The sequence below is a fragment of the Natrinema sp. SYSU A 869 genome (assembly GCF_019879105.1).
In the GTDB taxonomy this organism is placed as follows: Archaea; Halobacteriota; Halobacteria; order Halobacteriales; family Natrialbaceae; genus Natrinema.
Genome location: NZ_CP082249.1, coordinates 432,579 through 457,828, shown reverse-complemented (window position 1 = coordinate 457,828; position 25,250 = coordinate 432,579). Strand labels below are relative to the sequence as shown.

Sequence of the window (25,250 nt, the reverse complement as noted above, 5' to 3'; positions counted from 1 at the left end):
CGTTCGCGCTCGTTACTCGTCGGTCGAAGTGTTGCTTTCGTTGGCTGGCGCGTCGCTGTCGGTCGTCTCGGGGTCGTTCGGACTGGACTCGTTCGCTGGAGATCCGTCTGGTCCAGATTCGTTCGTCGCGGGTCCCTCCGGTTCGGGCCCGGCCGTCGGACCTGAGTCGTCCGCTCCCTCACCACGTTGGACGTCCAGTATGAGGTCGTCGTCGGTGAGCCGGACGTTCACGAGCTTCGTGCTCGGCGTGATCGTGGCCTCCTTGAACGCCAGCTCCTCGCCGTCCCGTCCGTACTTGACCACGCGGAGGGTCTGTTCGATCGCTTCGAGGTGCGGGGGCGACGCCGACTGGTTCGCCGTGACTGTGTAACTCTCGTCGTAGGTCTGCCGGTTCGTTCCGGTCTCGTAGGCCTCGAGCGTAAGGTCGTAGTGGTGCTCAGCTTCGCTGTGGATCTCGATGGGGACCAGCCCCTGGAAACTCCCCTTATAGTGCTCCTTGAACGCCTCGAGACAGCCCGAGAGTCCCACGATCACGGCCACCCCAGCGGTCCGAAGTACCGTACGGCGATTCACGTATCGGTCTCCGGGTCGGACGACCGTATGCGTTACTCTTCCGGCTGGGACATAGCCGGCAGCGACCTGTTTTCGCGCCCGCTCTGTCCCGGCGGTCATCGACCGCGAGTCCCCTCGAGGAACCTCTTCGAGACTGAGCGAGCGATTCGTCACTAGCAGTCATAGGGCAGACCCCACGGCGCTCCACGTCAGTTATCCACACCCACTGAATTTTGCATCGAGAGATGAACAACCACGCATGGAGAAAGTCGCAATCGACGACGTTGACACCGAAATCAATCCGATGGAAGTCCACTCGGTCAGACGGCCCATCTCCGACGCGCTCGGGTTTCGGACTTCGCGATGAACTACTTCGAACTCGAGCCTGACGAGTCGTTCTCGGGCGGGATGCATACCCACCACGATCAGGAGGAGGTCTTCTACGTCCAAGAGGGGACCGCGACGTTTGACACGGAGGACGGAGAGGTCACCGTCGACGAGGGCGAGGTGATCCGGTTCGATCCCGGCGACTTCCAGCACGGCTACAACAACACCGACGAACGAGTCATCGGCTTCGCCTTCGGCGCGCCCAAGTCCAAACACGACTGGGAGCAGATCGAGTCACTGGTCTACTGTCAGGACTGTGAAGCCGAGATTGGCCACGGCCTCGAGCTCACCGACGAGGGGGCCTTTCGGCTGACGTGTACCGAGTGCGGGAACACGTTCGTTCCGCAGTAACTCGAGTGACAATCGGTTCGCGCTCGAGCGAGGAGGGGAAGCTTGTTGATGAGGGACCGAGACCATCGACGTATGCCTGTACAAGACAGTTCGAGTGAGGGTATCGACACGACGCTTTTCGTGACCGTGTCTGGACCACCGGGCTGTGGCGCGACGACGCTGTGTAAACGGCTCGCCGATGCGATGGGCTGTCCGTACGTCTCCGGCGGCGACATCTTCCGCGAACTCGCCGACGATCGGGACATGAACCTCAACCAGCTGACCGCGAAGGCCGACGAGTCCGACGAGATCGACCGTGCGCTCGATCAGCGGCTCCAACAGATCGCCGAGAAGTGGGGCATGGCCAACAAACCATTTATCCTCGAGTCGCGGCTGGCGGGCTGGCTCGCCGGCGACCGCGCGGATCTTCGGATTTGGCTCGACGCGCCAGAAGACGTCCGACTCAACCGCATCGACGACCGCATGGAAACCGAAGCGGAAATGCGAGTTCGGGAGGTCAGCGAGGCCGGTCGATACCAGTCCTACTACGAGATCGACATCGGTAACCGGACGTTCTACGACCTCCACATCAATACCGCACGCTGGAGCAAGACCGGCGTGTTCACTCTCGTCCGAGCCGCGATCGAAGAGTACGATCCGGAACTCGACGAGGGATCGTTCACGACCCCGTCCATGGACGTCTAGGGTCCGCCCGTCGCGCGGGCCGCCGTCGAGCCACACTCGTGATCGACCTCGAGCAGCTCATCGCCCAGTTCGGCCGACCCCCTGTGGCCGTATCGACAGATATCAGGTGAGATCACGCTCAATTCGCCGATAAGATGTTCTTACTCACTCATAGCCGCCGTACTGTCGAATTATTCAAATAGTAGTCCGTATTTTCGTGCGTGGTACAGGGTCATGGTGGTTGCTACCGATAGTATCGAAGTCGGCGATCGGGACGGATGTATCGGTCGCGGCGCGAGCGACCGGGTGCGCCAGTTCAGTGTGCGCGAAACGGAATGGGAGAGGATCCCGGACCGCGGACGGGAGGGATAGTGTGGCCCGAAACACGCTGATGGCGGCGATCGGCGTTCTCGCAGCCGGAGCGCTGCTCACGGCGAGCCTCGGCTGGTATCGTGTCTTTTCCTACGTCGCCGCGATATTCATCCTCGCAGTCGTCGCCGGCGCATCGACCGAACATCGCGGCTCCTTCCTCGAGCCGTACACCGGTCTCATCGCGGGGCTCGCCGGCATGTTCCTTGCGGGGCTCACAGGGATCTGGCTGCTGTGGAACCCGGACGTCACGAGCTACACCTACGTGCTCGGCGTGCCGATGCCGACGCTCGTGTACTTCGGGCTTCTGTGGCTTGCGCCAGCGTTCGCGGCGATCTACTACTCGTTGATTTTTGACCGGATCGGCGGCGAGCCGATCGTTGACGACATCATCGATGAGGCTCGAGACCGACAGCGCGATGCGGAACTCCCCCTCGCACCTCGGAAAATCGATAGGACGACGGGAACGGACGGACTCGACGGCACGGCCGACGTGGAGGGCGACGATGACTGACGGAACTGCACTCTCGTTGAGTCCGCTGCAAACCGAAGGGATCCCGGTTGCAGACGATCCGATCATCCTCGGGTTCGGCGCGGTGTACCTATTGATCGTCGTTCTGATCGGCGTGTGGGGATACACGCGCACGCAGACGACCGGGGACTTCCTCATCACCGGGAAGAGCATCGGGACCTGGGTGCTCGCGATGACCGCATTCTCCGTCATCCAGTCCGGCTTCGGCTTCGTCGGCGGCCCCGAACTCGTCTACGAGTTCGGGACGACGTCGCTCTGGATCTTCTTTACCGCGCCGCTTGGCTTTCTCATCACCTGGGTCGTCCTCGCCAAGCGGCTGCGATTGCTCGCGGATATCAGAAACGTTCTGACGCTGGCCGACGGGATGTACGTCCGCTACGAGAGCGACTGGGTCCGCGGGCTCACCGGTCTCGCAGTTATCGTCGGCGTGATCGCCTACCTCGCGACGAACCTCGCGGCGCTGCAGTTCGTCATGCGTGCAATCTTCGGGATTCCGGTTATCTGGGGACTGCTCGGTGGCGCACTCATCCTATTGCTGTACAGCATGCTCGGCGGAATGATCGCCGGCGTCTGGACCGACTTCCTGCAAGCGCTGACGATGATCACCGGCGCGGTGTTTGTCTTCGCCTACGCCATGTCCTTTGGCGGCGGAATGGAAACTATCTCCCGCAATCTCGCGACCGCCGACCCGGCCCTCGTCTCGCCGTTCGGTGCGATGGGGGGCACGACGACGGCCGTCCTCGTCGGCGTCGCGTGGTGGATCCTCTTCTCGGTCGGCTCCGCCGGTCAACCCCACCTGATCACGAAGTTCTACATGAGCCGCAACCTCGAGATCCTGAAGTGGGGCGCGCCGATCGCCGCCCTCTCCTATGCTATCTCGAGCCTGATCGCCTTCTCGGCGGGGCTCTCGATGCGCTCGATGGTCGAGGCCGGCGAGATTCAGGAGACGTTCAGTGCGAGCGAGGTCGGCCCCGTCTTCGTCCTCGAGTACACGCCGAGCGTCGTCGCCGGACTCATCCTCGCAGCGTTGCTCGCTGCGATCATGTCGACGAGCGACTCGTTTCTCAACATCGGTGCGGCAGCCATCTCTCGAGACATTCCGCGAGCGCTGGGCAAACCGATCGAGGACGACAGGACCGAGCTCCGGGTCACACAGGCGGCGCTGGCTGGCCTGACGATCCTCGCGACGGGCGTCGTCTACTTCTCCGACGCGCTGGTGGGGATTCTCGGAACGATCGGCTGGGGCTTCTTCGCCGCGGCGTTCGTTCCGATCGCCGTCTTCGGGATGAACTGGAAGGGCGCGACGAAGTGGGGCGCGATCGTCGCGATCCTCGGCGGACTCGCCGTCAACATCGTCTACAGCGCCGTGCCGATGGCTGCAGACGTCGCCGGCTACGGGGCCCTCGCCGAGGGGATCATGGCGACCTACCCCTTCCCGGACGTGTTCCCGGTCGGCACCGTTGCACTGCTCGTCGCAATCGTCCTGTTCATCGGCGTCTCGCTCGCGACGCAGACCGGCGACGACCTGCCCGTGGACCTCCACGCACTGCTTGAGCGCTAATCTATGCGTTCCAATCACACACCTCATTCGACCGACGAACGCACTGATCCCGAACCGAACGCGGCCGACCCCACGATGCCGACCGAACCCGTCATCGCCCGGCTTACGCACTGGTTCCGCCAGCGACCGAACTCGATCGAGTTCTGGGAGCTGGTCTTGACCAACGAGCGGCTGCTGTGGTGTTTCGTCGGTGAATCCTATCGATCGCTGCTCTTGCGAGCAGACATGGGCGAACGCGACCGAGACGTGGTCGCAGACCTGCCGCCCGACGCCGTCGCGACCTACGACGAGCGAAACTTCGCCGTCCCGCTCGAGGCCCTCGAGCAACTCCACCTTGTTACCGGAACGCGGCTTCGCCGAGCGCGACTCGCCGTTGAGTGGCGGTCGGGCGATGACATTGAGCCCGAGGAGCGGACGCTGTACCAATCACGAACCGCAGACCCGCAGCGGGAACTCATGACCGAACTGGGGTCTGATCCGCGACTCGAGGGCGTCGACGTAACCGTCGAGACGCCGCGGTTCCCACGCCTCTGATCTCGATACTGTTCTCCCGCGGCGATCACCCTGCCCGACCGTTTATCCCGAACTTCGTTGTACGATCTGATATGGCGTGGCACATCACGCTCGACGAGGACTCGTACGACGCGGCACGCGAGTCGTTCGCGTGGGACGTTCCGTCGGATTTCAACGCTGCAATCGATCTGGTTGGCAAGCATCCGGACGGTGATCGGCCGGCGCTCTTTCAGGCGCGTCCGGACGGTCGCCGCGAGACGTACACCTTCGACGACCTCGATCGGCGATCGAACGCCGTCGCGAACGCCCTCGAGTCGATGGGCGTCGACCGTGCGGATCGAGTCGCGGTCGTCGTCCCGCAGAAACCGGCAAACGTCCTCACGCATCTCGCCTGCTGGAAGCGCGGCGCGATATCGCTCCCGCTGTCGGTGCTGTTCGGCGACGACGCCCTGCGCTATCGCCTGCGGGACAGCGAGGCTCGAGTCGCCGTCGTCGACGCCGCCCAGTGGGAGACAATCCGAGCCGTTGCACCCGACTGTCCCGACCTGGAGCACGTACTGGTCGTCGATGCCGACCCGGTGGCAGCGCGCGTCGGCGAGGCGGACGTCCGAACATTCGAGGGAGCGGTCAACGGTCGCTCGAACGAGTACGAGACCGTCGAAACGGACGCCGACATGCCCGCGATCATCATGTATACGAGCGGGAGCGCCGGCGATCCGAAGGGGGTCCTCCACACGCACGACGTCTGGGTCGGCCACTGCCCGGCGTTTTCGATGTACTTCGAACGGGACGTTCGTGGCGACGCGGTCTACTGGACCCCCGCCGACTGGGCATGGATCGGCGCGCTGGGCGACCTCGTTTTCCCGGCGTGGCACTACGGCCGGCCGGTCGTCGGCTATCCGATGGGGTCGTTCGACGCCGAGAGGGCGTTCGAAATCGCCGCGGAGTTCGACGTCACGAACGCCTTCATCCCACCGACGGCGATCCGGATGCTCATGGCGATCGACGATCCGACCGAGCGGTACGACCTCTCGCTCGAGGCGATCTGTTCGGGCGGTGAACCGCTGACCAGCGAGATCCTCGAGTGGGCCGACGAAGAACTCTCGGGAACAGACGTCAACGAACTGTACGGGCAGACGGAGGCGAACCTGCTGGTCACGAACTGCCGCGACTGGTTCCCCGCGAAACCGGGGAGCATGGGAAAACCCGTCCCGGGCCACGACGTCGACGTCATCGATCCCGACAGCGGCGAGCCCGTCGAATCGGGAGAAATAGGTGAGATCGCTGTCCGGCGTGGCGACGATCCCGTGATCTTCGAGGAGTATTGGAATGCGCCCGAGAAGACCGCGGCAGTGACGCTGGACGCGGGTGCGGACGTCTGGCACCTCACCGGCGATCTCGCGAAACGTGACGAGAACGGATACGTCTGGTTCGTCTCGCGTGACGACGACCTCATCATCACGAGCGGCTACCGCGTCGCGCCCCGGGAAGTCGAGGAGGCGATCCTCGAGCACGCAGCTGTCGAACAGGTCGGCGTCGTCGGGGTCCCCGACGAGACCCGCGGCGAGATCATCAAGGCAGTCGTCCAGCCGGTCGCGGGGGAGACGGGATCGGACGAGTTACGGGCTGAGATCCGCGATCTCGTCCGCGAAACGGTCGCAGCGTACGAGTACCCGCGCGAAATCGAATTCGTCGACGAACTGCCGACGACCACGACGGGGAAAATTCGGCGGACGGAATTGATCTGAGTCGGTCCTCGAGTGTCGTGCCGAATCGGCGCGTCTTATTCGCTGTCGGGCGAGTAGTTCGGCGCTTCGTCGGTGATCACGACGTCGTGGGCGTGGCTCTCGGCCTGACCGGCCGAGGAGACGCGGACGAATTCGGAGCGCTCCTTGAACGCGGGAATCGTCTCCGCGCCGACGTAGCCCATGCCCGACTGCATCCCGCCGGCGAGCTGGTGAAGTTCGGACTTGAGCGTTCCCTTGTATGGCGTCGCGGCCTCGACGCCTTCGGGCACGTACTCGTCTTCTTCCTCCGGCTCATCTTTGAGATAGCGGTCGCCGTCGCCGGATTTCATCGCACCGACGCTCCCCATGCCGCGGTACTGCTTGTACTTCTTGCCGTTCATCGTGACGACGCGACCGGGTGCCTCCTCCGTGCCGGCGAAATAGGAGCCGAGCATGACGGCGTCTGCACCCGCAGCGACTGCCTTGATCGCGTCACCGGAGTATCGAATGCCGCCGTCGGCGATCACGGGAACATCGTGTTCGGCAGCGACGTCCGCAACCTGTGCGACGGCCGTGATCTGGGGCATGCCGGAGCCGGAGACGATGCGCGTGGTACAGATCGATCCTGGACCGATCCCGACCTTGAGACCATCCGCGAACTCGACGAGGTCCTCGGCTGCCTCTCGAGTGCCGATGTTTCCCACGACGACGTCCGCGTCGACGGACTCCTTGATCTCGCGAGCGCCCTCGATGACGTTCAGGTTGTGCGCGTGCGCGGTGTCGATGAAGAGGATGTCCGCACCGGCCTCGTCGGCGGCCTCGGCGCGGTTCTGCTCGAACGGACTGACGGCGACGCCACAGCGGAGGCGACCGTCCTCGTCGCGGACGGCCTCCTTGTACTCGCGGCGCTGGAGGATACCCTGCATCGTGACCAGTCCCACGAGGAGGTTCTCGTCGTCGACGACCGGGACGCGCTCGATCTTGTGGTCGTACATCAACTCGAACGCGTCGCGGGAGTCAACGTCCTCGTGGGCCGTGATGACCTCGTCGGTCATCGCTTCGGTCACCGGGTCGTCCTCGTTGACCTCGAGGTGAGGTCGGATGTCCGTACTCGAGATGATCCCCAGGACTTCACCGTTGGTGTTGACGACGGGTGCGCCGCCGACGCCCTTGTGGGCCATCAGTTCATCGACCTCGCGGACGGACATGTCGGGGTCGGCGGTGACGACCGAATCCAGCGGGATGATAAGTTCGTCGGCGCTCTTGACGCGGCCGATTTCCTCGACCATCTCGTCGACGTTCATGTTGCGATGGAGGACGCCGAGGCCGCCGTGGCGGGCCATCGCGATCGCCATGCCGCTCTCGGTGACGGTGTCCATCGCCGCCGAGATGATCGGAACCGAGACCTCGACGTTTTTCGAGACGTGCGACGTGAGGTCGGCATCGTCGGGTTCGACACGGCTCTCCTTGGGACGGAGAAGGACGTCGTCGAACGTTAGCGCTTCCGGTACTTGGAGTTTCGAAGAATAGGGCTCGTGCTCGGGAACGTCGTTCGCCATGTAAACCGTCCGGACCCCTGGGCAAAAAGCGTTGCGAGATATATTTGGGTGTCAACGGGTGACGAGGCTGTCAACGGGCGATTCGTCTAGCCACGCTGGTATCCCGTGCCGGTCTCGGTTCGGGTTCGATCGCCCGCAGTGCATTCGGTTCCGGCTCGCCGTCTGCGCTCGTTCTCGAGTGCTCGGCGTCCTCGCCGTCATCTCGGTTATGGCGAGCGTCGCGTTGGATATCAGTACCCGAGTAAATCTCCGGAACGAGTGCACATGTCCGTGCCAGATCTGTGCATTTCCGTTCGGATCTGCCAGCTACTGCCGGAGCGTTGGCGGATCGTGAAATGCAGTCCCACGCAACGTTTATTGACAGTCCTCCCATCTGTCTGGGTATGTTCGCTGTGAGTGCAGCCAACGCCCGAACCGCAGGCCGGACGAGCTCCGACTTCGTCGCTACCCAGTTCGGGAATTTTACACAGAAACTCACAGCACGAGGCCCTAACCCGAACGCGATCGACTGGTGTGCGGACCGGTCGGTACGGGACCGTCCCTCATATCGCCCACAGGCCTCGGGTCATGGCCATCGGCCCTGACCGATGAGTACGTCACAACACCCGGTTGCGCTCCAGATGGAGCGCATCGTCGGGGGTGACGCCAGGCTCCTCGCGCTGGTGATGATGCTGCCGTTAGTCGACGGTGTCTTTCCAGCGTTGATCCTGGCCGGTGCGCTCAACGAGCCACTGGGCGCGATTCAGGTCGGCCTGCTGATCTTCGGCGGGAGCGCCACCGTCGCAGTGATTCTGGCGGACATGGACGGCACGCCCCGCGAACAGGCGACGGTCGTCTTGCTCGTCGGGATCCCACTGATACTGCTCGCGGCGGTCCAGGCCGCGTTTGCGCCGGCGATCGGCAGCGTCCTCAACGATGCCATCATCACCCGATTCGCGGCGCTGGTTATCCTCGCCATCGCGGCCAAGACCGCCAGTGCGACGATCGGCGAGTACCTCCCCAACCCCGTCGTCGTCATCGGGCTGGGACTGGTCGCGAGCGTCGACCCCTCCGGGGCGACGTTCTCGGTGATGACCGATCCCGAACTCATGATCAACGCGACGCTGGCTGCGGCCGTTGGGGTGGGCTTCGCGCTGACCATCGCGCTGACCGGACCGTATCTACGGGAGTACATGGACATCGACCGGTTCCGCTTCGGGAGCGCCGTCGCGCTCGGCCTGCTACCGCTGTCCCTGCTCGGGATGGCCTTCGGACAGGCCCCGCTGGCCGCCCTGATCGTCGCCGCCCTGTTCGCCATCGACTTCCCGTTCCGGGACGCCGACGACGCCGACTCGAGCCCCGATTCGGGTGCTGACGCGACCGACGCGGCCGCTCAGATGGGCGCGGTAACCGACGGTGGGGACGAGGGCTCGAGCGAGTCACCAGTCATGGAGCGTGAGGACGAGCCGAACGCGTATCCGGGCGACGACGGGACGGACACCGCGGGGCGGGCCCCGTGGCTGTAGGGCGATTCCACTCCGAATCGAAACCACTTTAGGTTGGATAGCCCAACTGGGACTCGAGGGGTCGTGGCCAAGCCAGGCATGGCGGCTGACTCCAGAGGCAACGCGCCCGGGACGACACTCCAGACTGATATACTGATCGGGCACCTGATCAGTGCTCGTGTGATGACCCTCTGGAGTTCCGAGGCGCACCGGAGATATCAGTAGATCGGGGGTTCAAATCCCTCCGACCCCATATTCTCGCCGCTCGCAAATCCGCGAGCGGCAGGTATGCCAGAGGAGGGATTTGAACCACGGTCGCAGCAAGCTGCTCCCTGATTCAAATCCCTCTGCCCCCATTCTCAGCTTAATTATTTCTTAACCTTACTGGGGCAAATATCTCGTAGAAAACTCTCTATTCCAGGGTGTTCGGTGTGAACGCCCCGGAAAGGACTCAATTCGCACAATTCTTCAGTTACCGGTGCCGTGAGTTCGCTTGTCGATGGGATTGTCTCAACTGTGCAGATGATCTTGCACCTTGGGCTGGCGTCTGTCGTGACTGCCTCCAGGAGAGATATCGACGCAGATCTCCTTCGCGATCGGCTTCACCCTGAGTTGTGTCTCATCGGGATCGCGCTTGAGGAAAATCCCGTCTCTAAACCAACCACCCCCAACGACGGAGAGTCGGCGGTCGCCTGGACCGACCGCCGGAAGCGGGGGTTTACCCGACCCGGAAGACGTCGCGCACAGCGCGCCCCGCGGGCGCGCAAATCGTGTGCGGGGCGGTAGTTGTAGTGAGCGAGTGGTTGAGGCTGATAATGACAATCATTCGACGCACAGCGCCCTTGGCCAAGGTGAATGAGTTCGGCTACGCAGACGCCTATCAACACTGATAGATGTAACACATTCCTGGACGTCGACGCCGTGATTGCGTTCAATAAGATCTGTGGTTTGAAAGAGGCGTTTTTCTCAATTCAATACTCATTAAACGGCTGTGTTGAATCACTAGACAGCGGCGGAATGGTTCGCTAAATCGAAGGTCTTGAAGCGGGAGACTTCAGTTGTTCATGACCCAAATCTCCCGCTTCATTGGGGCAGTTGTGCCGATTGCTCAAAACGTTACTGGCGATGGAGACGAATCCGCCGCCCCGAAAGGTGGCGGCGGATTCACCGACTATGCCCTCGTTTCCCTGCATTGTCTGCGGATTTACCTCGATACGTCCTATCGAATGACGATCGATCTGCTGAAGGAAATGCCGCAAATAACAGGGGAGATCGGCCTTGATACGGCCGATCTCCCCGCACCATCTACGCTGTGTAAGGCGTTTGATCGGATCGAGATGAGCGTTTGTCGAGTGTTGCTGTGCCAGTCGGCGCAGCTACACGACCTCTCTGAGCACGCTGCGATCGACGCTACGTTCTATGAACGAGATCGTGCAAGCCGTCACTACTGTCAACGAACGAATTATCGCGTTCAGACGCTCAAAGTAACCAAACTCGTCGATACAGCAACGCAAGCTGTGCTTGATCTTCACTGCTCGACGACGTTAGAAGGCAGCGACGCAGATCTCTGTGAGCAGATCGCCCGCCGGAACGCGGGCGATCTGCGGTCTCTAGCCGCTGATAAGGGCTATGACAAGCAACAACTCCGCGAACGACTCCGTGAACTCGACATTCGCCCGCTGATCAAACACCGGATCTTCGCTCCGTACGATCACGCACACAACGCCCGCATTGATGAAGATCGGTACGCTCAGCGGTCAATGGCCGAAACCGTCAACTCAGCCGTCAAGCGCTCGCTCGGCTACGCCGTGCGAGCGCGTAGCTGGTATCGAGAGTTCCGTGAAATTTCTCTGATGTGTGTCGTCTACAACATCAAACGTGCCGTCAAACAGTGAAATCTACCGCCTTACAGCGATTCAACAGAGCCCATTAAACCGTGTCTCAGCCAAGACCAGTAAACCAGTAGAACTTACATTGCTGTTGATAATGATGATGTAATATCGGAATGGCAACTCGTATCTCCCGTATCTTCGGATCCTATGACTTGTTTGCAAAATCATTCCCAGGGGTCATATTATTAATCCTCACAGTTACCTTGCTACCTGTATGGGAAATGAATATTGAAACATCGCTAAATAATACAACAATAGTTCTATATGGGATATTAATGGCGGTCTTTGGTTTTACTATTGGGCAAGCATTACATTCAGTTGCAGTAGATATTGAGAAGACCGTTTATGCTTTTGGTTCTTTTTATTACAAGATTGTAATAGAGTTGATGTATTTTAATTCGTACGCGAGATCTGCATTACAGAGCAGACTCCCTTGGAAAAAACAGGATATCGATGTTACTAAAGGCGCAAAAATGTCAAGAGTGGCATTGGTTTGGGCGATTTTATTTGCAATTGTTACGCTCTATATGGTAATATATGCCATTATATCACGAGAGTTCACGTTGATGATTTCAGTTTTCTCAGGTTATGTCCTTGGCGTCGTTATTGTATCTGATAGGCTTCGAACGTGGTTCTATAATGTACTAAATCCTCACAGACGTATTTTCCAACAGTATTTATATAAAAATGACCAACTAGCTACTAGGTATTTAGAGCGATATATAGATGTGTTTGATAGTGACGGAGAGATCAAGGAACAAGACGACCAATATTTGATATATATGATGACAATGAGTTACTTAGAGAATATCGGCTCAACTCGATCAAGACAATTCCAAGCAACATTTTCCTTCTGCCGGAGTATTTGGGTTATTCTAGCGTGGTATGCGGTAGTATGTGTCACTATATCGATCGGTATGATAGAGAAGGCAGTGAATTTAGTATATATTATCTATCCTATCGATAGCTCTGTGTCTTATACACCAATGATATTGAACTGGACAAACTCTGAAGGGACATTCATCATTGGTTTGATAATGGGTATACTTTCACTCTGTTTTATGGAAGGAGAGAGACAATACAAATATCTATTTATAAAATATCTAATGGTGGATTTCTTGACAACCACAAATGAAAAATAGGTATCCATAATAACGATGAGTAGTATTATTCTGCTTCAATACAGATTATTGCTTCCTCTAAACTTAGTCCATGCTCTGCAGCAAGATCTGCAGCAAGTCGCCAAGCACGACCTAATTTCCTATAGTTCATGGCCAGAGTTATTATTGATTCAATGATTATGAGGTCATCTTGATTATATATTACTAGCACTACCGTTACATTTGAATAGAAGTATATCATAAAATAATTCATTGAGTTGGTTGAAAATGGGCTGTAGAGGGCTGTGCCGGTGAAGTGAATCTATCCCTTTATTCTATATCATTTAATCTTAGATCGTAGAACAGACTTTCGACATCTCACATTAATTAATAAAAACAAAGTTCCGATCACACGTAACAGAGATATCCTGATTTAAATTCGCCTTTTCAAAACAATAGACTACGGATTCTCCCTGAGGTTGTACGCCGACAGAATCCGATTCCCGATATGCACACGAGAGTTCACGTCTCGTGTGCATATCTCGAGTCGTCCATCGTTTGAGGCAATGTTTTCTCGGGATAGCAGACAAGTTTCTCAGTTTGGAGCCGAAGTAGCCCATTCTATCAGTCGAGAAAACTAGAATCTCGGGGGCCGTGTGTGCGAGTCTGCAAATTAGAACCGACGGTGACTATGTATACCGACGAGACGCCATTGAACGTGCAGCCGACTTCTACGACTGTATCAAGACGAAAGCTATGGTGAGTGCCTGCGACGACGTTCCGGAGTGATTCACGTTTCAGTCAGCGATTGTCCGACCCGAGCCCGTCCGCATCTAGCTCCCCATTCAGATACTGCTCCCCGAGATCAGTGATAACGTAGTAGCCTTCATCGACCCGATCGACAAGCCCGTAATCCACCAACTCAGAAAGCCGTCGGCTGACGCCGGTCCGATCGCGATCGATGTTTCTCCCAATTGTCGTCGGACCAAGCTCTAACCCGGTATTCAGCACCTCGAGAATCCGATCATCTGTCGGATTCTGCATCCAGTCCCCGGGTTTTCGCATCATATACCCGTTTCTGACCGGCTTCTTACATCGTTCGGAACGCTCGAGAGGTTAGACGATAACGTAGATAAAATTCTACAATATCGTAGAAGACTTTATTGCGACTCGAGAAGAAATAGCAACCGCGAGCTTCGCAGAGATTCGACTGCCCGTCGGATCGATCACGAAAATGCGGGCCGGTGCTTCAGACACCGGGACCGCGCGGCTCGCGTACGTAGGGTCCGCAAGCCATGCACGACAACGATTCGCGGGACCTTGAAAACCCCGCTCGAGCAGACGCATCACCCCACAACCAACTCGTAACAGACGGTGGTGAGCCGAGTGACACGAGCCGATCCTCCTCAGATCTCCATTCTGACGGCGGCACTCGCTGGACCGACCTCACTGCCTTCCAGTGTGACTGTCTCGAGGCCGTCGCCCGCCTCGAGCGCGACGACAAGCGATCCCACGAAGCCGAGATCGTCCGCGAACTCGAGCACGCGAATCCCGAACTCAATCGCAATCGGCTCTACCCGAATTTGACGGTGCTCGTCGGGCACGGTCTCCTCAAGCGACGCGAGCGATCCACGGACGACCGGGTCGAGTACGTCCCCACCGCTGTGGGCCAGGCCCTCCTCCGAGCGCGCGTCGAACGCCTCGCGGAGACCTGCGAACTCGTCGTGCTCGATCGCACCGACGACGCGACCGCTCGAGGAGCTGGCGACGGATGATCGAGGCTCGAGACGGCGAACCGATGCAGTGTCCGAACTGCGATACGGTCATCAAACGCGACCCGCTGGTGGGCTGGTGGCTCTGTGACGACTGCGCGCTCGCGGTCGACGGCGACGGCGAGCGGGTCGCGTGATCGATTGCCCGACACCACGGTTGACCGTTCCGAGTGGGGATGTGGGCGTCCTCGAGCCGCCTCGAGAAAGCAGTGGGACGTCGTCGTGTATCCAGTGACGTCAAACAATCAGTCCAACAGTAACGGCTACAGGTAATAGATTACACATATATTGTCTCGAGACCGATCATCGGTCGTGAGGAACCATGGCCTGTGAACACTGCGTCCTCACTTGTTCTCGCACACCACTTTGTTCTACATAACTGATACAGTAATATTTATTAACGGATTTGATAGTCGTGTATACGAATATGTCATCAGTCCATAGCAGTACACAGACCAGGCAGTACACCCCGACAGTCAACGTCTCGAAGGTCGCGGGGATCGCGACCGCGCTCGTCGCAGTGAACATCCTGTTGATGCTGGTGGGAAGTTACACGCCGCTCGCGGACCTCGGAGGCCTCCTCTTCTCGAACTACTTCGTCGGAATCGCCACCTTCGCCGCCACGATCGGTGGCGGCTTCTGGGTGTCGAACAAGGGCGTCAAAGCGGGGAACGTTCCGATCGCGGGCGCGGGCGTCACGCTGATCCAGTTCGGGTATACGCTCCTCGGGTCCGCGATCCTCATGCTCGTACCCGCTGCGCTTCGAATTCCGGCCCTCGCCATCACGACGGTCATTACGGGACTCCTCACGGCCGGTATCGTGGTCGTCGTCTACCGCACTGACCGGTCGTTCGTGCGCTGGCAGACCTACTCCAGAGGACTGTTCATCGCCGGATTCGCCGCGGGTGCTGTGGGGTTCTTCATCAATCCCATGCTCATGATCTTCGCCTCCGTCCTGTTCTTCCTCGGGTTCGTCACGGATCTCGTGTACGAGATCTGGGCCGTCAAGGAGAGCAAGTACGCGAGTGCCCTGCGGAACGCGATCGGCATCTACGTCGCCGTGATGGGTGTCTTCATCCATATCCTGCGGTTAGTGCTGTACGTTCTCTCCCTTCTCAATAATTAACACCGGCGGTCCACGCTTCTCGAGACAGCTCCCGACCGTCGCCGCAACCGGCCTCACTGACCGCCGCTCGTTCGCTCGACGACCATCGTCTCGAGGTGCTCGATCCGCGTGTCGGTACTCGGGTGTGTTCGGAATAGCCCCCGCGACCCCACCGCTGCTTCGCGCGGGAGGATATCCAGTGCGCCGGCTGACTTCGCCCAACTGCGTTTGTCCTCGTTCGGGCGCTCGCGGCCGTCCGCGAGCGTCTCGAGCGCGCTGGCAAGATTGCTCGGAGCACCGGTCAGTTCCGCGGCCCCCCTGTCGGCTGCGAGTTCACGACTTCGCGATAAGACGGCGATGCCGAACTGACAGCCCAGTCGCTGTATCGTCGTGGCGACCGTCAGGAGCGCCCAGAGGACGACGTGTGCCAGATAGGCGAGTGGCTGGTGGACGAGCACCGTCCACGACGGGGGGTCGTCCGATCCCACGCGTTCGGCGACGAGCATCGGGACGAGGACGAGCGTCATGATGCGGCTGTCGCCGTTGATGAGGTGGCTGAGTTCGTGTGCGAGGACGGCCTCGAGCTCTCCCTTGGAAAGCCGGTTTACGAGTCCCGTCGTGACGATAACGGTGCCGCTCGAGCGGCCACCAATGGCGTAGGACTCCGGCCGCCGTCGGTCGGCGACGTAGACGTCCGGTTCAGGGGTGTCCGCCTGCTGGGCGAGCCGGCGAACCGCGTTCGCCAGTTCGGGGTGGGTTTCGGATGCCGGCGCACCGGTGCTCCCCAGTTCCGTCCGAAACTCGCGGATCTGGGTTCGGGCCGGCCGGTAGTAGAGGATCGGAAGCAGGACGATTCCGCTCCCGACGACGACGGGGAGGGGAGTCGTCAGCGTCCAGTGGACCAGCCCGTAGGAACCGCCGAGAACGGGTAAGAGGAGCGTCTCGAGCACGTAGACGAGCACGAGCGACGCGAGCCAGGCGAGGACCCCGCCCGCGAGGATCGCCGTGACGGCGATGAGTATCGAGACGACTGCCAGCACGGCCAGTGCGAGGCCCATTCGGGAGAGCAGCGACGCACGCAGCCGGACATTGTGTGTCATCGAGTTGCTATCTCCGGGCGGATTCTTCTGTCACCAGCGTAATCAGTTTTCCGTATCGTCGTTCTTGAGATGCCACTCGGACGCGGCCGAGACCACGGCGACGCCAGCCGTGGTCACGGTGCCACCCACGGGACGTCGCTCCTCAAGCGGGTCTTCCCACTGTCGACTTCGACGCCGGTTCCGACGAGCGATCCGCGGTCGCTTCGCGATAGTTCGGGCGGCGATGCGTTCCAGTACGGTATCGGCGAGGTGGCTACTGCTCCCGAGCGAAACGGGTGCGGCGAGCCCGGTCCCAGCGAAGCAAGCCGATTCGCGTCGGCCGAGGCCGGGCGGCTTCGAGACGGAGCGGCCACTCGGAGGCGGATCGGTCGAGAACGCGTTTCAGGATCTCTTCCTGTCGATATCGTTGAACTCGTGCCAGACGGCGACCAGCGATAGCAGGAAGAGGGCGACGAGGGCGGCGAGTCCGACGGTTTGCATCCAGCCGGCCATTCCGGCCATGACGAAGCCGCCGAACCACGCGACGATCAGGCTTCCGAGGCCAACGACCGCGATAATCAGGATCAGGAGGCGATCAGTGAATTCACTCATACGCGGCCGTTCACACCTGACTCCGATAAGCGGCCAGCCTGAATGAGCCAGATCAACACGGTCAGTGCGGCTCGGGAGACCAAAGACGATCAGTCGTCGCTCCCGAGTGACGGAGCGGACTCGTTTTCGCTGACTGCGGGGACGGTAAACGAGAACGTCGCGCCCTCACCGACGGCGGAGTCGACCCAGAGATCGCCGCCGTGGCGCTCGACGATGCGCTGACAGAGAGCGAGCCCAATACCGGTTCCGGCATACTCCTCACGGCTATGGAGGCGCTGGAACACCTCGAAGATCCGGTCCTGTTCCTCGGGTGCGATCCCGATCCCTTCATCGCGAATCGAAACGACCCACTCGTCGCCGTCGCGGTCGGCCGAGATGTGGACCGTCGGGGGGTCGTTGCCGCTGTACGTGATCGCGTTGGACAACAGGTTCTGGAACACCTGGCGCAACTGGTCTGCATCGCCCTCGACGCGCGGCAGTTCGTCCGCGGTAACCGTCGCATCGGTTTCCTCGATCTGGAGCCACAGGTCCTCGAGGACGTCCTCGAAGACCACCTCGAGCGCCACGGGCTCGAGCGGGTCGCCCCGGGTCTCGATCCGGGAGTACTCAAGGAGGGCATCGATCATGTCTCGCATGCGCTCGGCCCCGTCGACGGCGTAGGCGATGAACTCTTCCCCGTCCGCATTGAGGGCGTCTCCGTACCGCCGTTCGATCAACTGGAGGTAGCTCGAGACCATCCGCAGCGGTTCCTGGAGGTCGTGGGAGGCGGCGTAGGCGAACTGCTCTAACCGTTCGTTTGATTCCTCTAACTTCGCGACGAGTTCCTCGAGTCGCCGTTCGCGTTCGACCTGCTCGGTGACGTCCTGAGTCAGACTCAGGCCAGCGGCGGGCTCGCCCGCGGAAGTCCGAAGCGGTGCGGCCCACACGCGCCAGCTTCGGCCGTCGAAATCGGTCGTGGTGCTGCCGGTCTCGCCGTCCTCGACGGCGGCCCGAAACAGCGGCTCGAGGTCGTCGACCGTTTCCTCAGGGAAGACGGCCGGCATCCGGCTCCCTTCGAGGCGGTTCGCGCTGGGGAGCCGATCGCCGAGGACCGCGCCTCGGGTCAGCGTGTACCGGAGGTCCTCGTCGTAGACGCCGACCGCACCGTTCGGGAAACTCTCCGCGAGGGTCCGGTACCGCCGCTCGGATTGCTCGAGGGCGCGTTCGCGCTCCGTGCGCTCGGTGATGTCCTCGGCGATGCCGACGATTCGGCTGACGTCGCGATCGTCGTCGTGAACCAGCGTTGCGCGAGCGTGTATCCAGCGCACCTCCTCGTCGGGCGTGATGATACGGAACTCCTCGTCGAACCCGCCGTCGGATAGGTCCCCATAGGCCGTCATAACGCGCTCGCGGTCGTCCGGATGGATGCCCTCGATGAACGCGAGTGGTTCGTCGTACAGGTCGTCTCGATTGCGCCCCCAGATCTCCTCGTAGGCAGGATTGACGTAGAGGATTTCTCGCGGCTCGGGCGTCGTGATCCAGACGATGTCCTCGAGGTTGTCGGCGAGCATCCGGAACCGGGCTTCGCTCTCGCGGAGGTCCCGTTCGATCCGTTTGCGATCGGTGATGTCTTGGACCATGATCATGCCCGCAAAGATCTCGCCGTCGTCGTTTCGGACGGGGAGGGTGTGGGCCCACACGTCGCGACCGAAGGCTCGATACTCGAACGTGTTCGACTCGCCCTCGAACGCCGCCTGAAAGTGTGGCTCGATCTCCGCGACGAGATCGGCCGGATACCGGTCGCCGAGGGTGGAGCCGACCACCTCCTCTTCCTCCCGAATGTCGAGGTCGTCGAACGCCTCGCCGCCAGCGACGATGTACTCGAGGTCCTCGTCGTACAGGCCGACCGCACCGTCCGGGAAGTGGTCGATCAGCGTCCGGTAGCGCTGTTCCGATTCCTCGAGCCTGCGTCGCTGTTCCTTCCGATCGGTGATATCGCGGACGACGCCGATCTGTTTCGTGTCCCCGTCTTCGGTCCGAAGCGTTGCGAACGTTCCCTCCGTGGGAACCTGCCCCCCCGTCTGCTCGCTGGATCATCGCCTCCAGAGTCGGGTTCGTCGTCTCACCGTCCATCACTGCCCGCTGGGCCGCGGACCGTTCGACCGTCGCTTCGTCGACGACGAGCGAGGCGTGTTCGCCGACGAGTTCCTCGCGGGAGTAGCCGGTCAGGTCCGCGTACGCGTCGTTGACCATCGTAAACCGACCGTCATTGTCTTTGACGTAAATGCCGTCATTGATCGTCTCGACGATCGTTTCGTACTTGGCCAACTCTCGTTCTCGCTCCTTGCGCGCCGTGATCTCGCGGGCCACGGTCATCCCGGCCGAGACGTCGCCGCGCTCGTCCGTGATCGGAACCGTCCGAACGAGCCACACTCGATCGTCGAACTCGAGTTCGACCGACCGCTCCGCTCCCTCGAGCGCCGCCCGGAAAGCAGGCTCGAGCATGTCGGCGGTTTCGTCGGGCACGATGTCTCGGAAATATCTGCCCTCGATGTCGGCCGGATCGGCGGGGAGGTCCGCGAATCCCTGGCCGGCGGCCAGCGTGTACTCGAGGTCGTGATCGAACAGCGTGACGATCCCGTTCGGGTAGGACTCCGCGAGCGTGCGGTAGCGTCGCTCCGATTCCGCGAGATCGCGTTCGCGCTCCGTGCGGTCAGTCACGTCCTGAACGATGCCGTCGAAGTACACCTCCCCGTCCTCCTCAGTTCGGATCGCGGTCACGGAGACCCAGATCGACTCGCCGTCGAGTGTCTCCTGTTTCAGTTCGACGTCTCGAACGATCCTGTTCCGGGAGAGTTGCTGACTGAGTTCCCGTCGCTGGGACGGCTCCGGATACAGATCGCTGACGGCGTGCGTTCCTAACTCGTCGGGGGAGTCAGCGTCGAATATCTCGGCCAAGGCGCCGTTGCTCTCGACGAACTCGCCGTCCGGACCGGGCGTGTTTCGGTAGACCCCGACGGGAAGGTTCTCGACGATCCGTTCGTATCGATCGAGTTTCCGTTCGCGCTCCGTCCGTTCGGTGATGTCGCGGGCGAGACCGAGGACGCCGCGGCGCTCACCGTCGACGATGAACGACTCTAGTCGCAACTCACACGCGAGCCGTCCGCCGGTCGCCGTTTGAACTGTCGTCTCGAGGGTCGTGACGCCGTCGGCCTCGCGACAGTCACGGAGCGCATCGCGAAACTCGTCACCGTCGCCATCGACGAGTATCGACGCGTGTTCGCCGAGCAGATCGCCGCGAGCGTACTCCAGTCGCTCGAGCAGGCTGTCGTTGATCGCGACAACACGGCCGTCGGTATCGAGCTGGTAGAGGCCGTCGTCGAGGAGGTCGGTGAGCGTTCGATACCGCTGGAGCGTCGCCGCTTCGTCGTCGCCCTCGAGAACGGTCGCTCCAGTCACTGCACCCCGGTCACTCATGGAACGGGCAATGTTTCCTCAATCGCATAAACCTCCCGACGCTCGCGGGAATCGCACTCTCCGACGAGGGCCGGGTCGACCGGTTTGGCGTCGAGTCCGGGCCCGATCGACGCGTCTCTCGAGGCCAGTGAAGTTACCAGATGTGGGATACTATCGACGGCCTCAAATAGGTGGCGCTCACTACGCTCCAAGCATGAGCCGGACACGACCTGCGGACAGCTCGTCGGTGTTAGTCGAACGAACGGCCGGACTGTCGGCGGTACTCGGCACGTTCGTCATGGTATCGACGGTCGTCTTCACGATCACGGGAACGATGGGCATCAACAACGTCCTCGTCGGTGCAGTGACCGCGCTCCTTGCGTCGGTCCACGCATATCGAACCGGTGAGCAGCGGTCGCCGAGTATCGTCCTCGCGGCAATCCTCGCGGTGCTCGGTATCTGGATCGCGATCTCGCCGACGGTCGCGTTCGGCGTTGACCGGACACTGGTGCTCGGTCTCAACGGCGTCGCCGGCGCACTCATCGCGGTCCTCTCGCTCGCCGGCGTCTACGGCACCGTCAAGACGTCGAACGCGAACACATCCGCCGCGTAACGCACGCTCCCTTTCGCAGTATTTCGGTTTCGTATCCTCGTCATCGCGTAGCGATTCGCGTCGGCTCTCGGTGCGCGCGGCCGTCTGCCGAGAGCGCCTAGAAGACGAAAAGGACGCTAACCGTGACGAGTCCGTACTCGACCACGAGAGTGGCCAGCCCGACGCCAGCGCCGATCAGGAGCGTGAACGGCACCGTCATCAAGGTCGACGACCGCGAGGCCCGCGAGGTTGTCAGTACGCGCGGGAACGCCTCCTCGAGCAGACGGAGCGGATCGACTGCGCGGCAACCCGTTCGAATTCTCGGGAGAAGGGCCGTCGGATCGCACGACTGAAACGGCCCACTGCGACTGGTCACGCTCGTATCAACATCTGTCCTTTCGGGCGGCTTTTCCCGCTGCCGGTCATCGGGACGGCCATGACTGACAGCGATGTCCACGTGGCCGCACTCTGTGGCAGCCTCCGTGCGGAGAGTCACACGCGGACCGCACTCGAGGGCGTCCTCGCCGCCGCCGAGCGGGCCGGCGCGACCACCGAACTACTCGATCTCCGCAAGTACGAGTTACCGATCTTCGACGCGGACCGCGACCGCGAAGACGCGGGCGACGCCGAGTTGCTGGCCGAGCGCGTCCGTGCGGCCGACACGATCATCCTCGGCTCGCCGATGTACCACGGCTCCTACGCCTCGCCGCTCAAGACCGCGATCGACTACTGCGGGTTCGACGAGTTCGCGGACAAGACCGTCGGACTGCTCGCAGTCTCTGGCGGGGCCTTCCCCGTGACGACGCTCGAGCACATGCGTTCGGTCTGTCGGGCGCTGAACGCGTGGGTGATCCCCCACGAGGCGGCGATTCCGAACGCGAGCGCCGCCTTCGAGGACGGCGAGTTCGCCGATCCGAAGCTCGAGAAACGGGTGCGAACGCTGGGCCGGCGTGCGGTCCAGTACGCGACGATCGAACCGGATCCAGACTCCTTCGAGAGCGACCAGAACGTGGGTGCACAGGGGAAGTGACAGTCCCGTCTACGTGACGCGTCAGGAACCGAGAATCCGCTGGAATCGGCGCTGGTGGGCGAGAAAGGCGAAGAGCCCGAAGACGAGGACGCCGACATGCAGGGCGATGAGCTGGACGACGACCGTCGTGAAGCCGAGCGAGAGCGGCGGTGACGAGACCCCCCAGTCAGTAAACCAGGCCGTCGCGAGTAGGGCCGATGCACCAGCGGCCAGCAACAATCCGGGAACCACCGGGGTGTACGTCACTCCGCGGTTCGCCGGCAGTCTGAACACGTATCGCTCGAGGATGAACTGTACCGTGAGGACGCCAGCGAGCACGGTCGTTCCGACGGCGACACCGACGCTCCCGCCGATCAGTTCGGCGACGAGCAGCCAGACGACCCAACCAGTCGTCAGCACGATCGCCGCACCGAGTCGGTGGGGCTCCAAGAGGTCGCCAAGGTCGCTGACCGTCGCACTGAAGACCCCCGCTCTGAGTAGCGATCCACAGAAGAGAACCCCGAGTCCCGCGAGCGCGGTCGATGTCGTCCGCGAGCTGACGACGAGGCCGAACCAGAGCCCGACGCCGACCGTCTCGACGGCCGCGGCCGAGAGCGCGGCGGTGATGCCGACGACGCGTCGTCGCGTCGTTCGGCCGAGCACCTCCGGTTGGCGGATGACACTCATATCCTGACTCCTTTCGCTCGGATCCCTTTCGTTATGGAAGGCGTTCTCCCGATCGAGCCGCGATCAGCGCACCGATATGTTCTTATACCACGGGAAGATCCCTATTTATCGATCGCCATACGTCTCGACAGGGATGGACGGCCATCGACATGGACTGTTGATCGCGATGGTCGTCGCGCGTCTGCGATGAAGCCGCGAATTCAGGGGTCGAAATCAGTCGCTCTGAGATCAGGCTCCGGTTGAAATCCTCCACGATCGTACCCCGTCCTGTGTGACATGTTGACGGACCTCACCTCGAGTCGGATTCTCGGACGGAATCGCTGGCCGCTCGCAGACGAGCGGTCGGCTGCGAAGTAGACAGTAGTTATATGTCGTGTGATGGTGATTAATTTCTGAATAATCCATGACGAAGACGGGTCGCTATCGGAAACAGTGAATAGAACTATGTACGGTGGTGTGGTCGGGGCGAATTATGCCCGAGATGGAACAACAAGACAAAACGTTGTCCGAGCTCATCGTCAAGGAAGCAGTCAATAGAGGGATGGAGTCACCGATGCGCGATTCGATCCTTGAGGCCGTCGAGGAGTCGGGTGGCCCTCGCTCCGGCGGTCGGTTCCCACTCGCGGGGGCACTGTTCGGCCTCGGCGCGGTCATCGGCTTTTTAGTGGGACGACAGTCACCGGAACTCGAGGAGTCACCGATCGAGGACTTAGAGGAGCCGGAGATCATCGAAGATGTAATGGAAGCTGCGGATGAAACAACCGAAACGACACCTGAAATGACCAGTGAATCCGAGGCTACCGAAGACGGGTCCAGTTCGCGACTGCCGAAACTCCTTCTGGTAGTTGGTGCCGTTGTGGGGGCCGTGGTCCTCCGACGTCGCCTCTCATCCGGCGAGGAAGAGGAGTGGGAACCGATCGAGGAGTTCGAACCGGCGACGAGCGGGGAGAGCGATGAGGAAAGCGAACCCGAGGAGGAGATGGAGGAGGCCGAGACCGAGGAGACGGACGAGGAAACCGAGGAATAGGATCCCATCTTCGTCCATCGCTACGATTGAAATTGATTTGACCGATTTGCGCCGTTTTTTGCGTCTGCTCGAGGTGCTCCACGACGTGATCAGCCACTACTATTTGCTCTCGCTATCGGTGGCCTTGAGTCGCCGCCTTGACGAAGAAGCTAAGGGAGCCACGCCGACAGTGTGTGCCAATGGAGACGACCCATCGCGTGTTCGTCGGTGACTCTCGCGATCTCTCGGCGGTCGACGACGAGTCCGTCGAACTCGTCGTCACGTCCCCGCCGTATCCGATGATCGAAATGTGGGATGACCTCTTTACGGAGCTCGATCCCGCCATCGGCGACGCACTGGCGGCCGGGGACGGCTACGACGCCTTCGAGGCGATGCACGCCCAGCTCGAGCGCGTCTGGGACGAGCTCGAGCGCGTCCTAGTCGACGGCGGTATCGCCTGTATCAACGTCGGCGACGCGACCCGGTCGGTCGACGGGAGCTTCCGGGTCTACCCCAACCACGCCCGCGTGCTCGAGTCCTTCGAAGAGCGAGGGTTCGAACCGCTGCCGGACGTGCTCTGGCGCAAGCCAGCTAACAGCGCGGCCAAGTTCATGGGCAGCGGGATGATCCCGCCCAACGCCTACGTCACGCTGGAGCACGAGTACATTCTGGTGTTCCGGAAAGGAGCTGAGAGCCGCGGATTCGAGCCCCGAGCGGATCGGCGCTACGAGGCCGCCTACTTTTGGGAGGAGCGCAATCGCTGGTTTACCGACATCTGGACCGACGTGACCGGCGAGTTACAGGCGATCGACGAGCCGGCCGACGACGAACTCCGCGAGCGGTCGGCGGCCTACCCGCTCGAGATTCCCTATCGCCTAATCTGTATGTACTCGGCCTACGGCGACACTGTCCTCGACCCGTTCTGGGGAACGGGGACAACGACGCTGGCGGCGATGTCCGCCGGTCGGCACTCGGTCGGGTCCGAACTCGAGGACGCCTTCCTCGAGGTATTCGACGACGGCGTCGACGAGGTCCCGGCGCTGTCGCGCTCGATCGGGCAGGCGCGCCTCGAGCGCCACCGAGAGTTCGTCGAGAGCCGGCGCGACGAGGGGAAAGGGTTCGAATACGAGGCCGACTACTACGAAACGCCGGTCATCACCAAGATGGAACGCGGCATCCGACTGCGCGAGGTGAGCGCCGTTGATGAAATCGACGACGGCTACCGGGTCGAACACGCGCCACTCACCCTCGAGTAAGCCGGAC

The 25,250-nt window shown here is 61.2% G+C and carries 25 protein-coding genes, 1 tRNA gene and 1 pseudogene; 20 read left to right on the top strand and 7 right to left on the bottom strand.

The window, feature by feature from the left end; translation table 11 throughout:
• Positions 1–12: 12 nt before the first annotated feature.
• Positions 13–540 carry a hypothetical protein gene (locus tag K6I40_RS10370; RefSeq protein WP_222920336.1) on the bottom strand — a complete coding sequence of 176 codons (528 nt, stop codon included), beginning with the start codon at positions 538–540 and terminating at the stop codon, positions 13–15.
• A gap of 271 nt (positions 541–811) precedes the next feature.
• Between K6I40_RS10370 and K6I40_RS10365 the strand changes: the two are divergent.
• The 6 genes and pseudogenes from K6I40_RS10365 to K6I40_RS10340 all read left to right on the top strand — a co-directional run bounded on the left by K6I40_RS10365 (position 812) and on the right by K6I40_RS10340 (position 6,676).
• Positions 812–1,290: pseudogene (locus K6I40_RS10365) on the top strand (cupin domain-containing protein).
• 72 nt (positions 1,291–1,362) lie between these two features.
• Entirely contained in the window at positions 1,363–1,974 is a 612-nt protein-coding gene (gene cmk, locus K6I40_RS10360; RefSeq protein ID WP_222918934.1) for a (d)CMP kinase, read from the top strand.
• Between the two features lie 352 nt (positions 1,975–2,326).
• Positions 2,327–2,836: a hypothetical protein gene (locus K6I40_RS10355; protein ID WP_222918933.1), complete on the top strand. Its 510-nt coding sequence runs from the start codon at positions 2,327–2,329 to the stop codon at positions 2,834–2,836.
• Positions 2,829–4,415, top strand: coding sequence for a sodium/proline symporter (locus K6I40_RS10350; protein ID WP_222918932.1), 1,587 nt, complete (start codon positions 2,829–2,831; stop codon positions 4,413–4,415). The genes K6I40_RS10355 and K6I40_RS10350 overlap by 8 nt, the downstream gene beginning before the upstream one ends.
• A gap of 75 nt (positions 4,416–4,490) precedes the next feature.
• Positions 4,491–4,949 carry a hypothetical protein gene (locus K6I40_RS10345; protein WP_222920335.1) on the top strand — a complete coding sequence of 153 codons (459 nt, stop codon included), beginning with the start codon at positions 4,491–4,493 and terminating at the stop codon, positions 4,947–4,949.
• A 71-nt stretch (positions 4,950–5,020) separates the two neighbouring features.
• Positions 5,021–6,676, top strand: coding sequence for an AMP-binding protein (locus K6I40_RS10340; RefSeq protein WP_222918931.1), 1,656 nt, complete (start codon positions 5,021–5,023; stop codon positions 6,674–6,676).
• Positions 6,677–6,711: 35 nt separating this feature from the next.
• Here the strand turns inward: K6I40_RS10340 and guaB are convergent, their stop codons facing one another.
• Positions 6,712–8,214 carry an IMP dehydrogenase gene (guaB, locus tag K6I40_RS10335; protein WP_222918930.1) on the bottom strand — a complete coding sequence of 501 codons (1,503 nt, stop codon included), beginning with the start codon at positions 8,212–8,214 and terminating at the stop codon, positions 6,712–6,714.
• 587 nt (positions 8,215–8,801) lie between these two features.
• Between guaB and K6I40_RS10330 the strand changes: the two genes are divergently transcribed.
• The 4 genes from K6I40_RS10330 to K6I40_RS10315 all read left to right on the top strand — a co-directional run bounded on the left by K6I40_RS10330 (position 8,802) and on the right by K6I40_RS10315 (position 12,732).
• Positions 8,802–9,719 carry a DUF5794 domain-containing protein gene (locus K6I40_RS10330; protein ID WP_222918929.1) on the top strand — a complete coding sequence of 306 codons (918 nt, stop codon included), beginning with the start codon at positions 8,802–8,804 and terminating at the stop codon, positions 9,717–9,719.
• 57 nt (positions 9,720–9,776) lie between these two features.
• Positions 9,777–9,951 (top strand) — tRNA-Trp (locus K6I40_RS10325).
• An 811-nt stretch (positions 9,952–10,762) separates the two neighbouring features.
• Entirely contained in the window at positions 10,763–11,593 is an 831-nt protein-coding gene (locus K6I40_RS10320) for an IS5 family transposase (RefSeq protein ID WP_222912741.1), read from the top strand.
• 110 nt (positions 11,594–11,703) lie between these two features.
• Positions 11,704–12,732: a hypothetical protein gene (locus K6I40_RS10315; RefSeq protein ID WP_222918928.1), complete on the top strand. Its 1,029-nt coding sequence runs from the start codon at positions 11,704–11,706 to the stop codon at positions 12,730–12,732.
• A 759-nt stretch (positions 12,733–13,491) separates the two neighbouring features.
• Here the strand turns inward: K6I40_RS10315 and K6I40_RS10310 are convergent.
• A complete protein-coding gene (locus K6I40_RS10310) occupies positions 13,492–13,755 on the bottom strand; it encodes a winged helix-turn-helix domain-containing protein (protein WP_222920334.1) in 264 nt (87 codons plus the stop codon).
• Positions 13,756–13,985: 230 nt separating this feature from the next.
• Between K6I40_RS10310 and K6I40_RS10305 the strand changes: the two genes are divergently transcribed.
• From K6I40_RS10305 to K6I40_RS10295, 3 genes are all read left to right on the top strand, one after another.
• On the top strand, positions 13,986–14,465 hold the full coding sequence (locus K6I40_RS10305; RefSeq protein WP_222918927.1) for a helix-turn-helix transcriptional regulator: 480 nt from the start codon (positions 13,986–13,988) through the stop codon (positions 14,463–14,465).
• Positions 14,462–14,599 (top strand): hypothetical protein, encoded by a 138-nt coding sequence (locus tag K6I40_RS10300; protein WP_222918926.1) that lies wholly within the window; start codon positions 14,462–14,464, stop codon positions 14,597–14,599. Before K6I40_RS10305 ends, K6I40_RS10300 begins: the two co-directional genes overlap by 4 nt.
• A 290-nt stretch (positions 14,600–14,889) precedes the next feature.
• Complete coding sequence (locus K6I40_RS10295; RefSeq protein ID WP_222918925.1) at positions 14,890–15,588, top strand: hypothetical protein; 699 nt, start codon at positions 14,890–14,892, stop codon at positions 15,586–15,588.
• Between the two features lie 53 nt (positions 15,589–15,641).
• Here the strand turns inward: K6I40_RS10295 and K6I40_RS10290 are convergent, their stop codons facing one another.
• Positions 15,642–16,667 carry a M48 family metalloprotease gene (locus K6I40_RS10290; protein WP_222918924.1) on the bottom strand — a complete coding sequence of 342 codons (1,026 nt, stop codon included), beginning with the start codon at positions 16,665–16,667 and terminating at the stop codon, positions 15,642–15,644.
• Between the two features lie 69 nt (positions 16,668–16,736).
• Between K6I40_RS10290 and K6I40_RS10285 the strand changes: the two genes are divergently transcribed.
• Positions 16,737–17,105 carry a hypothetical protein gene (locus tag K6I40_RS10285; RefSeq protein ID WP_222918923.1) on the top strand — a complete coding sequence of 123 codons (369 nt, stop codon included), beginning with the start codon at positions 16,737–16,739 and terminating at the stop codon, positions 17,103–17,105.
• Here K6I40_RS10285 and K6I40_RS10280 read toward each other — a convergent pair.
• Both K6I40_RS10280 and K6I40_RS10275 read right to left on the bottom strand, forming a co-directional pair.
• Entirely contained in the window at positions 17,049–17,258 is a 210-nt protein-coding gene (locus K6I40_RS10280) for a hypothetical protein (protein WP_222918922.1), read from the bottom strand. The two genes, K6I40_RS10285 and K6I40_RS10280, sit on opposite strands and share 57 nt — an antisense overlap.
• 89 nt (positions 17,259–17,347) lie before the next feature.
• Positions 17,348–19,138 carry an ATP-binding protein gene (locus tag K6I40_RS10275; protein WP_255682178.1) on the bottom strand — a complete coding sequence of 597 codons (1,791 nt, stop codon included), beginning with the start codon at positions 19,136–19,138 and terminating at the stop codon, positions 17,348–17,350.
• Positions 19,139–19,256: 118 nt separating this feature from the next.
• Between K6I40_RS10275 and K6I40_RS28365 the strand changes: the two genes are divergently transcribed.
• The 4 genes from K6I40_RS28365 to K6I40_RS10255 all read left to right on the top strand — a co-directional run bounded on the left by K6I40_RS28365 (position 19,257) and on the right by K6I40_RS10255 (position 22,315).
• Positions 19,257–20,159, top strand: coding sequence for a hypothetical protein (locus K6I40_RS28365; RefSeq protein WP_255681954.1), 903 nt, complete (start codon positions 19,257–19,259; stop codon positions 20,157–20,159).
• A 255-nt stretch (positions 20,160–20,414) separates the two neighbouring features.
• Positions 20,415–20,744, top strand: a complete 330-nt coding sequence (locus tag K6I40_RS10265) for a hypothetical protein (RefSeq protein ID WP_222918920.1) — start codon at positions 20,415–20,417, stop codon at positions 20,742–20,744.
• Positions 20,745–20,907: 163 nt separating this feature from the next.
• Positions 20,908–21,306 carry a hypothetical protein gene (locus K6I40_RS10260; protein ID WP_222918919.1) on the top strand — a complete coding sequence of 133 codons (399 nt, stop codon included), beginning with the start codon at positions 20,908–20,910 and terminating at the stop codon, positions 21,304–21,306.
• A 415-nt stretch (positions 21,307–21,721) separates the two neighbouring features.
• On the top strand, positions 21,722–22,315 hold the full coding sequence (locus tag K6I40_RS10255) for an NAD(P)H-dependent oxidoreductase (RefSeq protein ID WP_222918918.1): 594 nt from the start codon (positions 21,722–21,724) through the stop codon (positions 22,313–22,315).
• 21 nt (positions 22,316–22,336) lie between these two features.
• Here the strand turns inward: K6I40_RS10255 and K6I40_RS10250 are convergent, their stop codons facing one another.
• Positions 22,337–22,981 (bottom strand): hypothetical protein, encoded by a 645-nt coding sequence (locus K6I40_RS10250; protein WP_222918917.1) that lies wholly within the window; start codon positions 22,979–22,981, stop codon positions 22,337–22,339.
• 472 nt (positions 22,982–23,453) lie between these two features.
• Between K6I40_RS10250 and K6I40_RS10245 the strand changes: the two genes are divergently transcribed.
• Together K6I40_RS10245 and K6I40_RS10240 are read left to right on the top strand one after the other, a co-directional pair.
• Positions 23,454–24,008 carry a hypothetical protein gene (locus tag K6I40_RS10245; protein WP_222918916.1) on the top strand — a complete coding sequence of 185 codons (555 nt, stop codon included), beginning with the start codon at positions 23,454–23,456 and terminating at the stop codon, positions 24,006–24,008.
• Between the two features lie 179 nt (positions 24,009–24,187).
• Positions 24,188–25,243, top strand: coding sequence for a site-specific DNA-methyltransferase (locus tag K6I40_RS10240; RefSeq protein WP_222918915.1), 1,056 nt, complete (start codon positions 24,188–24,190; stop codon positions 25,241–25,243).
• The last annotated feature ends 7 nt before the right edge of the window (positions 25,244–25,250 follow it).

Bases quoted from the DNA above. Each gene is read 5' to 3' on its own strand.
- K6I40_RS10315 (WP_222918928.1), top strand. From the start codon at position 11,704: ATGGCAACTCGTATCTCCCGTATCTTCGGATCCTATGACTTGTTTGCA.
- K6I40_RS10310 (WP_222920334.1), bottom strand. From the start codon at position 13,755: ATGCGAAAACCCGGGGACTGGATGCAGAATCCGACAGATGATCGGATT.
- K6I40_RS10305 (WP_222918927.1), top strand. From the start codon at position 13,986: ATGCACGACAACGATTCGCGGGACCTTGAAAACCCCGCTCGAGCAGAC.
- K6I40_RS10245 (WP_222918916.1), top strand. From the start codon at position 23,454: ATGCCCGAGATGGAACAACAAGACAAAACGTTGTCCGAGCTCATCGTC.
- K6I40_RS10330 (WP_222918929.1), top strand. From the start codon at position 8,802: ATGAGTACGTCACAACACCCGGTTGCGCTCCAGATGGAGCGCATCGTC.
- K6I40_RS10290 (WP_222918924.1), bottom strand. From the start codon at position 16,667: ATGACACACAATGTCCGGCTGCGTGCGTCGCTGCTCTCCCGAATGGGC.
- K6I40_RS10300 (WP_222918926.1), top strand. From the start codon at position 14,462: ATGATCGAGGCTCGAGACGGCGAACCGATGCAGTGTCCGAACTGCGAT.
- K6I40_RS10350 (WP_222918932.1), top strand. From the start codon at position 2,829: ATGACTGACGGAACTGCACTCTCGTTGAGTCCGCTGCAAACCGAAGGG.
- K6I40_RS10240 (WP_222918915.1), top strand. From the start codon at position 24,188: ATGGAGACGACCCATCGCGTGTTCGTCGGTGACTCTCGCGATCTCTCG.
- K6I40_RS10285 (WP_222918923.1), top strand. From the start codon at position 16,737: ATGCCACTCGGACGCGGCCGAGACCACGGCGACGCCAGCCGTGGTCAC.
- K6I40_RS10280 (WP_222918922.1), bottom strand. From the start codon at position 17,258: ATGAGTGAATTCACTGATCGCCTCCTGATCCTGATTATCGCGGTCGTT.
- K6I40_RS10320 (WP_222912741.1), top strand. From the start codon at position 10,763: ATGACCCAAATCTCCCGCTTCATTGGGGCAGTTGTGCCGATTGCTCAA.
- K6I40_RS10255 (WP_222918918.1), top strand. From the start codon at position 21,722: ATGACTGACAGCGATGTCCACGTGGCCGCACTCTGTGGCAGCCTCCGT.
- K6I40_RS10260 (WP_222918919.1), top strand. From the start codon at position 20,908: ATGAGCCGGACACGACCTGCGGACAGCTCGTCGGTGTTAGTCGAACGA.
- K6I40_RS10250 (WP_222918917.1), bottom strand. From the start codon at position 22,981: ATGAGTGTCATCCGCCAACCGGAGGTGCTCGGCCGAACGACGCGACGA.
- K6I40_RS10345 (WP_222920335.1), top strand. From the start codon at position 4,491: ATGCCGACCGAACCCGTCATCGCCCGGCTTACGCACTGGTTCCGCCAG.
- K6I40_RS10295 (WP_222918925.1), top strand. From the start codon at position 14,890: ATGTCATCAGTCCATAGCAGTACACAGACCAGGCAGTACACCCCGACA.
- cmk (WP_222918934.1), top strand. From the start codon at position 1,363: ATGCCTGTACAAGACAGTTCGAGTGAGGGTATCGACACGACGCTTTTC.
- K6I40_RS10340 (WP_222918931.1), top strand. From the start codon at position 5,021: ATGGCGTGGCACATCACGCTCGACGAGGACTCGTACGACGCGGCACGC.
- guaB (WP_222918930.1), bottom strand. From the start codon at position 8,214: ATGGCGAACGACGTTCCCGAGCACGAGCCCTATTCTTCGAAACTCCAA.